At 61.8% G+C, this 14,458-nt stretch carries 15 protein-coding genes; 11 read left to right on the forward strand and 4 right to left on the reverse strand.

The genetic code is table 11. From position 1 onward, the window contains the following. The coding region (gene dapF / locus X760_RS72870; RefSeq protein WP_023723099.1) for a diaminopimelate epimerase at nt 1-704 on the reverse strand (704 nt) is incomplete at its 3' end. Nucleotides 705-778: 74 nt separating this feature from the next. Beyond that, nucleotides 779-940 (reverse strand): DUF1328 family protein, encoded by a 162-nt coding sequence (locus X760_RS72875; RefSeq protein WP_031195454.1) that lies wholly within the window; start codon nt 938-940, stop codon nt 779-781. A 287-nt stretch (nt 941-1,227) separates the two neighbouring features. On the opposite strand from X760_RS72875, the gene X760_RS72880 reads away from it, so the two are divergent. After that, entirely contained in the window at nt 1,228-2,487 is a 1,260-nt protein-coding gene (locus X760_RS72880; RefSeq protein WP_023723101.1) for an NAD(P)/FAD-dependent oxidoreductase, read from the forward strand. On the opposite strand, the gene X760_RS72885 is transcribed toward X760_RS72880, so the two are convergent. Continuing rightward, nucleotides 2,484-3,494, reverse strand: a complete 1,011-nt coding sequence (locus tag X760_RS72885; RefSeq protein ID WP_031195455.1) for an MBL fold metallo-hydrolase — start codon at nt 3,492-3,494, stop codon at nt 2,484-2,486. The two genes, X760_RS72880 and X760_RS72885, sit on opposite strands and share 4 nt — an antisense overlap. Nucleotides 3,495-3,774: 280 nt before the next feature. Here X760_RS72885 and X760_RS72890 point away from each other — a divergent pair, with 280 nt between their 5' ends. After that, nucleotides 3,775-4,314, forward strand: coding sequence for a protease inhibitor Inh/omp19 family protein (locus X760_RS72890; RefSeq protein WP_023723103.1), 540 nt, complete (start codon nt 3,775-3,777; stop codon nt 4,312-4,314). 83 nt (nt 4,315-4,397) lie between these two features. After that, on the forward strand, nt 4,398-5,594 hold the full coding sequence (zapE, locus tag X760_RS72895; RefSeq protein WP_023723104.1) for a cell division protein ZapE: 1,197 nt from the start codon (nt 4,398-4,400) through the stop codon (nt 5,592-5,594). A gap of 87 nt (nt 5,595-5,681) precedes the next feature. On the opposite strand, the gene X760_RS72900 is transcribed toward zapE, so the two are convergent. Continuing rightward, nucleotides 5,682-6,110 (reverse strand): GNAT family N-acetyltransferase, encoded by a 429-nt coding sequence (locus X760_RS72900; RefSeq protein WP_031195456.1) that lies wholly within the window; start codon nt 6,108-6,110, stop codon nt 5,682-5,684. A gap of 232 nt (nt 6,111-6,342) precedes the next feature. Here X760_RS72900 and mdh point away from each other — a divergent pair, with 232 nt between their 5' ends. From mdh to X760_RS0140530, 8 genes are all read left to right on the forward strand, one after another. After that, nucleotides 6,343-7,311, forward strand: coding sequence for a malate dehydrogenase (mdh, locus tag X760_RS72905; RefSeq protein ID WP_023723107.1), 969 nt, complete (start codon nt 6,343-6,345; stop codon nt 7,309-7,311). A gap of 41 nt (nt 7,312-7,352) precedes the next feature. Then, entirely contained in the window at nt 7,353-8,546 is a 1,194-nt protein-coding gene (gene sucC, locus X760_RS72910; protein ID WP_023723108.1) for an ADP-forming succinate--CoA ligase subunit beta, read from the forward strand. A gap of 18 nt (nt 8,547-8,564) precedes the next feature. Next, nucleotides 8,565-8,948, forward strand: coding sequence for a hypothetical protein (locus tag X760_RS72915; RefSeq protein WP_023723109.1), 384 nt, complete (start codon nt 8,565-8,567; stop codon nt 8,946-8,948). A gap of 18 nt (nt 8,949-8,966) precedes the next feature. Beyond that, nucleotides 8,967-9,338, forward strand: coding sequence for a cupin domain-containing protein (locus tag X760_RS72920; protein ID WP_023723110.1), 372 nt, complete (start codon nt 8,967-8,969; stop codon nt 9,336-9,338). A gap of 49 nt (nt 9,339-9,387) precedes the next feature. Then, a complete protein-coding gene (sucD, locus tag X760_RS72925) occupies nt 9,388-10,290 on the forward strand; it encodes a succinate--CoA ligase subunit alpha (protein ID WP_023723111.1) in 903 nt (300 codons plus the stop codon). A gap of 41 nt (nt 10,291-10,331) precedes the next feature. Then, nucleotides 10,332-11,078, forward strand: coding sequence for a hypothetical protein (locus X760_RS72930; protein WP_023723112.1), 747 nt, complete (start codon nt 10,332-10,334; stop codon nt 11,076-11,078). A 36-nt stretch (nt 11,079-11,114) separates the two neighbouring features. Further along, nucleotides 11,115-14,102, forward strand: coding sequence for a 2-oxoglutarate dehydrogenase E1 component (locus tag X760_RS72935; RefSeq protein ID WP_023723113.1), 2,988 nt, complete (start codon nt 11,115-11,117; stop codon nt 14,100-14,102). A 48-nt stretch (nt 14,103-14,150) separates the two neighbouring features. Beyond that, nucleotides 14,151-14,458, forward strand: a 308-nt coding sequence (locus tag X760_RS0140530) for a biotin/lipoyl-containing protein (RefSeq protein WP_031195457.1), incomplete at its 3' end; no start/stop codon positions are given.

The raw sequence follows: 14,458 nt of genomic DNA on the forward strand, positions 1-14,458 counted from the left end.
GCGGCGACCACGGCGGCGCAAGCAGCCGAGCCGCAGGCCTTGGTCAGGCCGGCGCCGCGCTCCCAGGTGCGGATGGCCATGGTCTCCGGCGAAGTCACTTGCGCGATGGTGATGTTGGCGCGCTCAGGGAAGATCGGGTGGTTTTCGAGCAGCGGGCCGAAGCGCTCGAGTTCATAGGACCAGACGTCGCGGTCGACCCAGAAGATGGCGTGCGGATTGCCCATCGAGACGACCGACGGCGAATGCAGTACCGGCGCATCGATCGGGCCGATCTGCAGTTCGATCATGCGGGTGTCGCGAAACTCCTCGGCCAGCGGGATGTCCCGCCAGCCAAAGCGCGGCTTGCCCATGTCGACCGAGATCATTCCGTCGGCATGTTCCTCGGCATTGAGGATGCCGGCGACTGTTTCAAAGGCAAATGTCTTCTGGCCGGTCTCGGCGGCGAGCGCCTGGACGACACAGCGCATGCCGTTGCCGCAGGCTTGCGCACTGGTTCCGTCGGAATTCAAGATGTCGATGAAAAAGGCGGTGCCCGGCGTCCTGGGATCGTGGATCGCCATGATCTGGTCGAACCTGGTCGCGGCGTCGGCATTAAGCGCGACGGCTGCCGCAGGCGTTACGCGATCGGCGCGGCCACGCATATCGGCAACGATGATTTCGTTGCCGATACCGTTCATCTTGGCGAAAGGGGCCGCGCTTGCCATGGATCGAAAGGTCTCTTGCCGATTTGGCGCCTATATGGCGGATACCGGCCGAAATTACCAGTGCGGCATGCTTTTCAGGTCACCGCGAATACGCCAAGCACGATCAGCAGGAAGATGATCAGCACGATGCCGATGAGGATGCGGGCGCCGGTTGCGGCGGCTCCAGCCAGTGCCGGCATGCCGAGCAGGCTTGCCGCGGCCGCGATAATCAAAAGAATGATGATCCACCTGATCATGAGAGACACCTCGCAGCCGGCAGGTTTGAACACCTACAAACGCTTCTGCGAGGGCTTGGGTTCCCTGCGGTGGCTGTGCGGGTCGAGGACCCGGCTGTGATATGCAGCTACGGATGCAATGTTGTCATAGTGTTGAATGAACGCTACCGTTGTGTCGATTTGACGTCCGGGAATGGATATTTCGCTGCTAAGCAATCTTGGATCCCTTTTTTCGTCTTACCCAAGATTCACCGCACCGAGACCGTAAGCTGACGACGTGTTTGGCGGGCCGGCGATAGAGTTTTCCAATGACTGAGCGTTGGGACACGATCATTATTGGTGGCGGCCAGGCGGGGCTCGCCATGAGTTACTATCTTCACCAACATGAACGTGAGCATGTCGTGTTGGAACGCGCGCGTATTGCCGGACGCTGGCGGACTGAGCGTTGGGATTCGCTTCGGTTTCAATTCATCAACCAGGCAATAGAGCTTCCTGGGGTTTCTTATCAGGACCCTGAACCGGAAGGATTCGCCCACCACACCGCCATCACGCGGTTCATCGAGCACTATGCGGCAAAAATTGCAGCTCCGGTTCGCGAGGGTGTGGAGGTCACGAAGCTCCGACACAGGGATACCGGCGATTATGCGTTGGAGACAAACGCCGGCAGCATGACGGCCCGCAATGTCGTTGTGGCGACGGGCCCTTTCCAGCGTTCGATGGTACCGGCGGCGGCCAAGGATTTGCCTCGATCCGTTTACCAGGTTCACGCTTCGAGGTACCGCAACCCCGACGAGCTTCCCCCCGGAGTGGTGCTGGTGGTGGGCAGTGGTGCATCCGGTAGCCAGATTGCGGATGAACTCCAGCAATCGGGGCGCGATGTCTATCTTTCGGTCAGTCCGCATCGTCGGGTGCCGCGGCGCTATCGCGGCCAGGATGTCTTGTGGTGGTTCGACAAAATGGGACGTTTCGAGATCACTATCGATAGTTTCCCGGAGCGGCGGTATCCCCCCTCGACCGTCGTAACCGGTGTCAACGGCGGTTACGATATGAACGTCCGCCGTTTTGCACGCGATGGTGGAGTGGTGCTGGGACGTGTACTCAGATGCGCCGATGGAAAACTGTTGGTAGCCGGGGATGCCTCGCAGATATTGGCTGAAGCCGATAGGTCCTATGACGATTTTGTCTCCGCGGCAGAGGCGCTGGCAGAGAAACCTGAAGTCGCGGACCACATCAGCGATGGCAATGAACGCTCAGCAACGCCAATCCTGGCGGAAGTTGGCGGCGCCCGGTCAGTGGATATCTCCGGTGAGAACGTCGGCTCGGTCATCTGGGGAACGGGATATCGCTTCGACTATAACTGGATCGATTTACCAATTTTCGATTCGCGCAACGCACCTATTCAACAGCGTGGCGTGACAGCCTTTCCCGGCCTGTACTTTCTTGGCCTTCATTGGATGCATACCTTCGGCTCCGGCCTTCTTTCATATGTGGGCCGCGACGCCGCCCATATAGCCAGGCATATGGAAGCTTTGCAGCCGCCTTCGCCGTCAGGCCGGTCGCCGCGCTAAACCGCCGGCACGTCCCAGACTTCGCCCGGCTGCAAGGCACGGAAACGATCCCGCGGCAGACCGGCGGCTCCAAGCGCTTCGCCGAGCTTTCTGGCCGGCTCGTCGATTGGCTCGTTGGTGAGTCGGAACGTGCCCCAGTGGCAGCCGGCGGAATAGGCAGCGTTGCACAAAAGCATGCCTTGCACCGCCTCCTCCGGATCCTGGTGATGCGGCGCCATGAACCAGCGCGGCTTGTAGGCGCCGATCGGCAGGATGGCGAGGCGGAAGCCGCCATGCTTTTCAGCCATCAGCCGGTAGTTGATGCCGCCGTGGAAGCCGGTATCGCCGGCGAAATAGATCTTTGCCGCTGGTGTCTCGACGACGAAACCCGCCCACAGCGCCATGCGCCGGTCGCGGGTGCCGCGGGCCGACCAGTGATGCACCGGCTCGACATAGACGGCGACGCCATTGCCGATATCGACCCGGTCGCCCCAGTCATGCGCGGAAAGCCGCATACCGGGAACGGCAGCGTCGATGATGGTGTCGTTGCCGAGCGGCGTCAGCAGCAGCGGGTCGTGTTTTGTCTTCAGGCGCTTTAGCGTGGCGAGGTCGAGATGGTCGTAATGGTTGTGGCTGACCAGGACGAGGTCGATCGGCGGCAAATGGGAAAAGGCGATGCCCGGCGGATTGACGCGTTTCGGCCCGGCGAAGGAGAGCGGCGAGACACGCCGCGACCAGACCGGATCGGTAAGGATGTTCAGGCCGGCTGTCTGGACGAGCAGCGAGGAATGACCGACCATGGTGAGGCGGACCGCTGCACCATCGATGCGCTCGGCCGGTCTTACCGGTGGAAACGGGCTCGGATTCGCCGTCGGCCATTTCGAGCGCTCGCCGCTCAATTGCCATTTCAACAGATCGGCAAAGCGGCCCGGCGGCCGGCCGTCGGGATTGAAGAACAAGGTGCCGTCGAAATGATCGCTGGGCGGGCCGCTGTAATAGCGGTTGGCGGCTCTCTTTCTCGCGGCCAAGAAATCGGCTCCTTGCAGTTTGCTGATCGCCAAGAGATAATGCCGGAGCCAGCTGGCGCAAGCATTTGAGGTGAACGTCAAGGATTTGGAGCCGGCGCGCCGTATCGCACCGACCCGGAGGTATCAGCCAGGCAATGTGCATTTTGCGATAAATTTGCAACATTAGCGGCGCAAACCGTATTTTTACCATATCGGGTTGAAATTTCGCCACCTTCTCCATCTTGGTGAGAGGGACATTGCGCGGACGGCACCCCCAGCCGGATCCGACGGAGGTTGAAGAATGAGATTTTCGAAAACCGGCCTGCTGGCCGTATCGCTGGCCGCGCTCGTTGCGAGCGGCTGTTCAACCTCGCGGTTCTCATCAATGGACGAGCAGCAGCCGGCGCCGCTGGAAGCTGCGCCCGCCGGCAAGGTGACTGCAAACCAGCTGCCGCCCCCGGCGACACCCGGCCCGGCCGATCCGTCGAAATTTCCAACCGCGCCTCAGAACACGCAGGTCGCCTCGCTGCCGCCGGACGGGACGGCTCCGGCCGGTGCGGCCGACCTGACCGCCTCCAGCGTCGCCGGCGTGTGGAAGGCAAGCGTATCCGGCCAGAGCTGTCAGGTGGCGACGCCGCAGACCAAATTCGGCTCGGGCTACCGCGCCGGACCGCTGCATTGCCCGGCGCCGCTCGACGGCATCAAATCCTGGAACGTCGCCGGCAAACAGCTGACGCTCTTTGACGAGAACGGCGGCACGCTGGCACGGCTCTATTCCTCGGGCGGCGAGAAATTCGACGGCCAGACTTCCAACGGCCTGCCGATCTCGCTTACAAGGTAAGAGAACGGCCCCCCATTGTTACGCAATTCCGGACGGAAAACCGTTATACACTTTCCTGGAATTGCTGCAGAACGACGTGACCGATGCATCTGCGTGACGGCCTCCAGACCCATGCGACCGTCAAGCAGCGCTACGACCATCTGGTCGAGACGGGCGCCATCGGGCGCGACCCGGCGCAGGAGCGGATCGCCGCTGCGCTCGACCGGCTGATCGACGAAATATCGGCAAAGCGGCTGGCGCATAAATCAAGCGCACTTGGGTGGCTGTTCGCCCGCAAGCGCGAAGTGCACGAGGCAGTCAAGGGCCTCTACATCCATGGCGGCGTCGGCCGCGGCAAAACCATGCTGATGGATATGTTCTTCGAGCTGCTGCCGGTGCGGCGCAAGCGCCGCGTGCATTTCAACGATTTCATGGCCGACGTGCAGGATCGCATCCAGAAGCACCGGCAGGCTCGCAAGAACGGCACGGCCAAGGAGGACGATCCGATCCCACCGGTGGCGCGCGCGCTGGCCGAGGAAGCCTGGGTGCTGTGCTTCGACGAGTTTTCGGTCACCGACATCGCCGATGCGATGATCCTGTCCAGGTTGTTTTCGGCGTTGTTTGCCAATGGCGTGGTGCTGGTCGCCACTTCCAATGTCGCGCCGCAGGAGCTCTACCCTGACGGCCTGAACCGTCAGTTGTTCTTGCCGTTTGTTGCTATCTTGGAGCGCCACGCGCAGGTGCTGGCGCTGGACGCCGACAAGGATTACCGCCTCGACAAGCTCAGCCGCATGCCGGTCTACGTCACCCCGGCCGATGCCGCCGCCGACCATGCGCTCGACGACGCCTGGGCGGTGATGACGCATGGCAGGCCGACGGCCGAGACGATGCTGATGGTGAAGGGCCGGCATGTCGTAGTGCCGCGTGCTGCCGGCGAGGCGGCGCGGTTTTCCTTCGCTGATCTCTGCGAGAGGCCGCTCGGCGCCCGTGACTATCTTGCCATCGCCGGCCGTTTCTCGACCATCTTCATCGACCATGTGCCGGTGCTCGGCGAAGGCAAGCGCAACGAAGCCAAGCGCTTCATCCTGCTGGTCGATACGCTCTACGATCATCATGTGCGGCTGGTGATGAGCGCCGCAGCACCGCCGCCCCAGCTCTATACGGCCAAGCGCGGCAACGAGGTCTTCGAGTTCGAGCGCACCGCATCGCGGCTGATCGAGATGCAGAGCCACGACTGGCTGGAGGATTGGGTGGAAAGGCAGAAGGCGCGGGGATCATCGACAGAGGCGCGGCAGGCTTAGGGCTAGGAGCCCGATGCCCAGCAGGCTGATCTGCAGCGCTCCTTCACACCTGTCCAGCCATCGTTAAAAGGGTCCGTCCCGCCGCGTCTATAATCGATAAACATACATCACAAAATCCTCCGCCGGCCCATGCGGCACCTTTCGCGACTCGTAAAGTGCGCGAGCAGCAACATTGTCCGGCTCGGTGCCGACCCAGGCCTCCTCACAACCATGCTCGCGACCGAGTGCGAACATGGCGTCGAGCATCCTCGTCGCAATGCCCTGGCGTTGAAAGGCCGGCGCCACACCGACCTCGTCTATGTAGAGTTCGCTCACCTTGTCCGGGTGCCGGTGGACGATCGCGGCGCATTGGCCGATAACGACGCCGTCGGCGAGGGCCACGATCATGAAATGGCCGGGCGCCGCGAGATAGGCAGAGAGTCGATCCGGCCTGACCGGCTCATCGAAAACCTCGTCGGCAACCCGCATCACAAGGGCGTCATCGCCCGGAAATAGCCTTCTGATTTCAGATGCCATTGTGTAGAATTCCTCTAGCCGGCTTCAGAACTTTTACGTTTACGTAAGTCCCATTGTTTCTAACCGATTGAAATTACTCACTCCAAAATAATCGTTTGAATTTTTGCACGGCCGGGGCTATTGCGTGCGGCGAATTTCGCGGTTCCGCAGCATTCCGGCCTCTTCCTCCGACGCCGTCATCAAATCGTCAAGGATTTGGGCGCCGTCATAGTCAAAGGGAAAACATCCTGACATGGCACGCAACAAGATAGCGCTCATCGGCTCGGGCATGATCGGCGGCACCCTCGCCCACATGGTCGGCCTCAAGGATCTCGGCGACGTCGTGCTGTTCGATATCGCCGAAGGCATCCCGCAAGGCAAGGGGCTGGACATCGCGCAGTCGTCGCCGGTCGATGGGTTCGACTCCAGGCTGACCGGCGTCAACGACTATGCCGGCATCGAGGGCGCCGACGTCTGCATCGTCACCGCCGGCGTGCCGCGCAAGCCCGGCATGAGCCGCGACGATCTTCTGGGCATCAATCTGAAGGTGATGGAGCAGGTCGGCGCCGGCCTCAAGAAATACGCGCCGAAGGCCTTCGTCATCTGCATCACCAATCCGCTCGACGCCATGGTCTGGGCGCTGCAGAAGTTTTCCGGCCTGCCGAAGAGCCATGTCGTCGGCATGGCCGGCGTGCTCGACAGTTCGCGCTTCCGTTATTTCCTGGCCGAGGAATTCAAGGTCTCGGTCGAGGATGTCACCGCCTTCGTGCTCGGTGGCCACGGCGATTCCATGGTGCCGATGATCCGCTATTCCACCGTTGCCGGCATCCCGCTGCCCGACCTCATCAAGATGGGCTGGACCTCGAAGGAGCGGCTCGACCAGATCGTGCAGCGCACCCGCGACGGCGGCGCCGAGATCGTCGGCCTGCTCAAGACCGGTTCGGCCTTCTACGCGCCCGCCGCCTCGGCCATCGCCATGGCCGAAGCCTATCTCAAGGACAAGAAGCGGGTGCTGCCCTGTGCTGCCTTTCTTTCCGGCCAATATGGCGTCAAGAACACCTATGTCGGCGTTCCCGTGGTGATCGGCGCCGGCGGCGTCGAGCGTATCATCGAGATCGAACTGGCGAAAAGCGAACAGAAGATGTTCGACAGTTCGGTCGCCGCGGTGCAGGGTCTGTGCGACGCCTGCGTCAAGATCGCTCCGCATCTCGCGGCCAAATAAGCCGGCAACCAAGCCCGCCAAACAAGCTGGAGACATAGCGCATGAACATCCATGAGTATCAGGGCAAGGCGCTGCTGAAAGGTTTTGGCGCACCGGTGGCCGAGGGCGTGCCGGTGTTCAAGGCGAGCGAGGCGGAAGCCGCCGCCAAGGCGCTGCCCGGCCCGCTCTATGTGGTCAAGAGCCAGATCCATGCCGGCGGCCGCGGCAAGGGCAAGTTCACGGAGCTCGGCGCCGATGCGAAGGGCGGCGTCAGGCTGGCGAAGTCGGTGGCCGAGGTCGTCGCCAACGCCAAGGAGATGCTCGGCCATACGCTGGTCACCAAGCAGACCGGCCCGGCCGGCAAGCAGGTCAACCGGCTCTACATCGAGGACGGCGCTGACATCGAGCGCGAGCTCTATCTGTCGATCCTGGTCGACCGCTCGGTCGGGCGCGTCGCCTTCGTCGTCTCGACCGAGGGCGGCATGGACATCGAGGCGGTCGCCCACGACACGCCGGAAAAGATCATCACCGTCGCCATCGACCCGGAAAAGGGCGTGACGGCCGACGATGTGAACACGCTCAACGCCGCACTGAGGCTCGACGGCGACGCCGCCAAAGATGGTGGCACGCTGTTTCCGATCCTCTACAAGGCATTTGTCGAGAAGGACATGAGCCTGCTCGAGATCAACCCGCTGATCGTCATGAAGAGCGGCCGGCTGCGCGTGCTCGACGCAAAAGTGTCGTTCGACAACAATGCGCTGTTCCGCCACCCGGACGTGCTCGAATTGCGCGACACCACCGAAGAGGACGAGAAGGAGATCGAGGCGTCGAAATACGACCTCGCCTATGTCGCGCTCGACGGCAATATCGGCTGCATGGTCAACGGCGCCGGCCTTGCCATGGCGACGATGGACATCATCAAGCTCTACGGCGCCGAGCCGGCCAACTTCCTCGATGTCGGCGGCGGCGCGTCTAAGGAAAAAGTGACGGCGGCGTTCAAGATCATCACCAAGGATCCAGCGGTCAAAGGCATTCTGATCAATATCTTCGGCGGCATCATGAAGTGCGACATCATCGCTGAGGGCGTCATCGCCGCGGTCAAGGAGGTCGGCCTGCAAGTGCCGCTGGTTGTGCGGCTGGAAGGAACCAATGCCGAGCTCGGCAAGAAGATCATCAACGACAGCGGGCTGAACGTAGTGTCGGCCGATGATCTCGACGATGCGGCCAAGAAGATCGTGGCGGCGGTGAAACACTGAGAAACTAGGAGCGTTGCGTTGGGTAGCTTCCCCATTCACTGGGAAGAAGAGGTTCAGAGCTTGGACCAGCTGCCCGACCGCAGCCCCTATTCGGTCGAGGAAATCGAACAATACCTTTGGGAGTGCCACTATCATTGGAAGCTGGACGAAAAACCGATGCACTACAAAGTGCGGGGCGTAGTCGCTGAGGAGACCGATAATTATCGACGTTTCTGGCTTTATCAGGTGTCAGATGAGATTGGGCGCGAGTGGTACGTCGTCGTCGGAGCAGGAAAGAGCCCGTTCAAACCTACGATGAAAATGAGAGCCTGGATGTATGGCAAAGAGAATGATCTCGGACATGCACCTGACCGTTTCCTGCGGGATGAGATTGATGAACAGCACGCTGCCGATGCCCGATGACGGAAAAGGAATGAGCCTGTGCCTCCGCACAAGATAAACCTCGTCGAGGCGGCGGATACGAAGATCAAGAAGGTCTTCGATCCGCATATTGCCGGCGACGTCAACGATTCCCAGGTCAAGATCGCCAAGTTCGGCGACGTCTTCGACTGGCACGCGCACGACAATGAAGACGAGGCCTTCCTGGTGCTGCGCGGCCGCATCGCCATCGATTTCCGCGACGGCACGGTGGAGCTTTCCAGCGGCGAGTTCATCGTCGTGCCGCGCGCCGTCGAGCACCGGCCGCGCTCGCTGAGCGAAGAACCTGTGGTGCTGATGTTCGAGCCGGCGACGACGCTCAACACCGGCAACGCCAAGAGCGACCTGACCGTCGCCGAGCTGAAGCGGTTGTGACGATGAGCGCGCGGCCTTCCCCGATCAACGGTTTTTGAAAAGGACCACCATGTCCATTCTCGTCGACAAGAACACCAAGGTGCTGGTGCAGGGCCTGACCGGCAAGACCGGCACGTTCCACACCGAACAGGCGCTGGCCTATCACGGCACGAAAATGGTCGGCGGCATCCATCCCAAGAAGGGCGGCGAGATCTGGACCGGCGCCAAGGGCGAGGCACTGCCGATCTTCGCCACCGTAGCCGAAGGCAAGGCGAAGACCGGCGCCAACGCTTCGGTCGTCTACGTGCCGCCGGCGGGTGCCGCCGAAGCGATCCTGGAAGCGATCCAGGCCGAGATCCCGCTGATCGTCTGCATCACCGAGGGCATACCGGTGATGGACATGATCAAGGTCAAGGCGAGGCTCGACCGCTCGAAATCGCGGCTGATCGGGCCGAACTGCCCCGGCGTGCTGACCCCCGACCAATGCAAGATCGGTATCATGCCCGGCAACATCTTCCGCAAGGGCTCGGTCGGCGTTGTTTCGCGCTCGGGAACGCTTACCTATGAGGCGGTGTTCCAGACCACCAATGTCGGTCTCGGCCAGACCACCGCCGTCGGCATTGGCGGCGATCCGGTCAAAGGCACGGAGTTCATCGACGTGCTGGAGATGTTCCTTGCCGACGATGAGACCAAGTCGATCATCATGATCGGTGAGATCGGCGGCTCGGCCGAGGAAGACGCCGCGCAGTTCCTCAAGGATGAGGCAAAGCGTGGCCGCAGCAAGCCGATGGCGGGCTTCATCGCCGGGCGCACGGCGCCGGCGGGCCGCACCATGGGCCATGCGGGCGCGGTCATCTCGGGCGGCAAGGGCGGCGCGGAAGACAAGATCGCGGCGATGGAATCGGCCGGCATCAAGGTATCGCCGTCGCCAGCACGGCTCGGTACGACGCTGGTCGAGGCGATCAAGGGTTAAGAAAGTGAGCAGTCGAGCTTTCGAATGCCGATGAGCAGGACATGGAAGACGAGAAGCGCATCATCCTATGCATACCCGGCCCTTGGGAAGGCAGGTCGGCCTTTGTGCGCGCCGTTGCAGAGGCGTCGATGCCTTCAGCTGATTATGTGGCTGCGGGGATGATCGTGATGCACGGCCCGAGCAAAGCTGCGTTCGAGTTTGATTTCTGCGACCGCGACGAGGACATGACGAGAGCCTTCGCTAGCGCTGGCCTCGTCAACGAGCTCGGTAAGGATGTCATCGACAAAATCGCCTCGCATAGGAGTGTCGTCTACCTGCTTTCCACATCCCCACAAACGAAGGAAACGTCGATTTCCGTCGCAAAAGCGGCAGCCCATCTGATCAAGGCCGGCGGTCTTGGCGTGAAGGTCGAAACGGCCGGCAAGGCATTCTCAGCCGATCAATGGCTTGAACGCACAAGCGGTGATTTTGTTGAGATCTATGGACTGATGGTTCTGGATTCTGTCTCGGATGGCACGACGACCTACAGCTGCGGCATGCGTAATTTGGGGCTTTGGGATTCTATCGTTTCAGGTGACGAATTTCAGTCTGCCGTCAAGCTGCTTCGCGGCTTCAACATGTATCAACTTTACGAAAGCCCCGAGCTTTTGGCCGGTCAGACGTTTGGACTGGAAGCAGGCGCACCGCGATATCGTTTGAGTGTGGAGACGCAGCAGCCAGACGGGGAACACAATCTGTATACGAACCCTTTTGGCATGTGGCGGCTTAGCCGCGTGGTAGCGCATTAGGGATAGGGAGAACGGAGTAGCACTCCGCTAGGCAAAATGGCACGACAAGATCAAACCAACGACCAGTTTTCGCTTACCTCGTTTCTCTATGGCGGCAATGCCGACTATATCGACGCGCTTTATGCCGCTTATGAGGACGATCCCGCGTCGGTCGATCCCGAATGGCAGGACTTTTTCGCGGCGCTGAAGGACGACGCTGGCGACGTGCGCAAGAATGCCAAGGGCGCCTCATGGGCCAAGCCCTCCTGGCCGATGCAGGCCAACGGCGAGCTTGTCTCGGCGCTGGACGGCAATTGGGGCCTGGTCGAAAAGCACATCGAAAAGAAGGTGAAGGACCGAGCAGCCGGCAACGGCGCAGCGCTTTCCGACGCCGACGTGCATCAGGCGACGCGCGATTCCGTCCGCGCCATCATGATGATCCGCGCCTTTCGCATGCGCGGCCACCTGCATGCCAATCTCGATCCGCTCGGCATTGCCAAGCCGCTCGAGGATTATAACGAGCTGTCGCCGGAGAATTACGGCTTCACCGAAGCCGATTACGACCGGCCGATCTTCCTCGACAATGTGCTCGGGCTGGAATTCGGCACCATCCGGCAGATGCTCGACATCCTGACCCGGACCTATTGCTCGACGCTCGGCGTCGAATTCATGCATATCTCCGATCCCGAGGAGAAGGCCTGGATCCAGGCGCGCATCGAGGGCGCCGACAAGGAGATCTCCTTCACCGCCACCGGCAAGAAGGCGATCCTGCAAAAGCTGGTCGAGGCCGAAGGCTTCGAGCAGTTCATCGACGTCAAGTACAAGGGAACCAAGCGCTTCGGCCTCGATGGCGGCGAGTCGCTGATCCCGGCGCTGGAGCAGATCGTCAAGCGCGGCGGCCAGCTCGGCATGAAGGAGATCGTGCTCGGCATGGCGCATCGCGGCCGGCTGAACGTTTTGTCGCAGGTGATGGCCAAGCCGCACCGCGCCATTTTCCACGAGTTCAAGGGCGGCTCGGCCGCGCCCGACGAGGTCGAAGGCTCGGGCGACGTGAAGTACCATCTCGGTGCCTCATCCGACCGCGAGTTCGACGGCAACAAGGTGCATCTGTCGCTGACCGCCAACCCATCGCATCTGGAAATCGTCGATCCGGTGGTGATGGGCAAGGCGCGCGCCAAGCAGGATTATCTGTTTGGCCGCAGCCGCGAGGAGATCGTGCCGCTGGAAGAGCGCGCCAAGGTGCTGCCGCTGCTGCTGCATGGCGATGCCGCTTTTGCCGGCCAGGGCGTGATTGCCGAAATCCTTGGCTTGTCCGGCCTGCGCGGCCACCGCGTCGCCGGCACGCTGCATTTCATCATCAACAACCAGATCGGCTTCACCACCAACCCGCGCTTTTCGCGTTCGTCGCCCTATCCGTCCGACGTGGCCAAGATGATCGAGGCGCCGATCTTCCACGTCAATGGCGACGATCCGGAAGCCGTGGTCCATGCCACCAAGGTGGCGATCGAATTCCGCATGAAGTTCCACAAGCCTGTCGTGGTGGACATGTTCTGCTACCGCCGCTTCGGCCACAATGAGGGCGACGAGCCGGCCTTCACCCAGCCGATCATGTATCGCAAGATCCGCAACCAGAAGACGACCATGCAGATCTATGCCGACCGGCTGATCGCCGAAGGCCATATCAGCCAGGCCGAGCTCGAAAAGATGAAGGCCGACTGGCGGGCGCATCTCGAGCAGGAATTCGAGGTCGGCCAGCACTATAAGCCGAACAAGGCGGACTGGCTGGACGGCGCCTGGTCCGGCCTGCGCTCGGCCGACAACCAGGACGAACAGCGGCGCGGCAAGACCGCGGTGCCGGTCAAGACGCTGAAGGAGATCGGCAAGAAGCTGACCGAGGTGCCGAAGGATTTCGAGGCACACAAGACGATCATCCGCTTCCTCGACAACCGCCGCCAGGCGATCGAATCGGGCGAAGGCATCGACTGGTCGACGGCCGAGGCGCTGGCCTTCGGCGCCATCCTGCTCGACGGCAATCCGATCCGGCTGTCCGGACAGGATTCGGAGCGCGGCACCTTCTCGCAGCGCCATTCCGTGCTCTACGACCAGCGCGACGAGACCCGCTACATCCCACTCAACAATCTGTCGGCGGCGCAGGCCGGGTTCGAGGTCATCAACTCGATGCTGTCGGAAGAGGCCGTGCTCGGCTTTGAATATGGCTACTCGCTGGCTGAGCCGAAGGCGCTGACGCTGTGGGAAGCGCAGTTCGGCGACTTCGCCAATGGCGCCCAGGTGGTATTCGACCAGTTCATCTCGTCGGGCGAGCGCAAGTGGCTCAGAATGTCGGGCCTCGTCTGCCTGCTGCCGCACGGCTATGAAGGCCAGGGGCCGGAGCATTCGTCGGCCCGGCTCGAGCGCTTCCTGCAGCTTTGCGCGGAAGACAACATGCAGGTCGCCAACGTCACGACGCCGGCCAACTACTTCCACATCTTGCGCCGGCAATTGAAGCGGGACTTCCGCAAGCCGCTGATCCTGATGACGCCGAAGTCGCTGCTGCGCCACAAGCGGGCGGTGTCGACGCTGCCGGAAATGTCGGGCGAAAGCGCCTTTCACCGGCTGTTGTGGGACGACGCCCAGCTGCTGTCGGGCCAGGCCATCAAGCTCACCAAGGATTCGAAGATCCGCCGTGTCGTGCTCTGTTCGGGCAAGGTCTACTACGACCTCTACGAAGAGCGCGAGAAGCGCGGCATCAACGACATCTACCTGCTGCGCCTCGAGCAGCTCTATCCGTTCCCGGCCAAGGCGCTGATCACCGAACTGTCGCGCTTCCGCAATGCCGAGATGGTGTGGTGCCAGGAGGAGCCCAAGAACATGGGCGCCTGGTCGTTCATCGATCCGTATCTCGAATGGGTGCTGGCGCATATCGACGCCAAGCACCAGCGGGTACGCTATACCGGCCGGCCGGCCGCCGCCTCGCCGGCGACCGGATTGATGTCGAAGCATCTCGCCCAGCTTGCCGCCTTGCTCGACGACGCGCTTGGTGAATAGAACAGAACTGGGCGGATAAAATAGAACCGAAAGAAACGGACAGGCACAATGGCAACCGAAATCCGCGTCCCGACACTTGGTGAATCCGTCACCGAGGCGACCATCGGCAAATGGTTCAAGAAGGTCGGCGACGCGATCGCCGCCGATGAGCCGCTGGTCGAACTCGAAACCGACAAGGTGACGGTGGAAGTGCCGGCCGCCGCCGCGGGCACGCTCAGCGAGATCGCCGTCAAGGAAGGCGAGACGGTTGGCGTCGGGGCGCTGCTCGGCACGATTTCGGCAGGCGCCGGCGCAGCAGCCAATGCTGCCGCCGCTCCGGCAGCGAAGCCGGACGCGGTGTCGCAGGCCTCGGCTCC

Origin of the sequence: Mesorhizobium sp. LSHC420B00 (assembly GCF_000503055.1) — a bacterium.
Classification (GTDB): Bacteria; Pseudomonadota; Alphaproteobacteria; order Rhizobiales; family Rhizobiaceae; genus Mesorhizobium.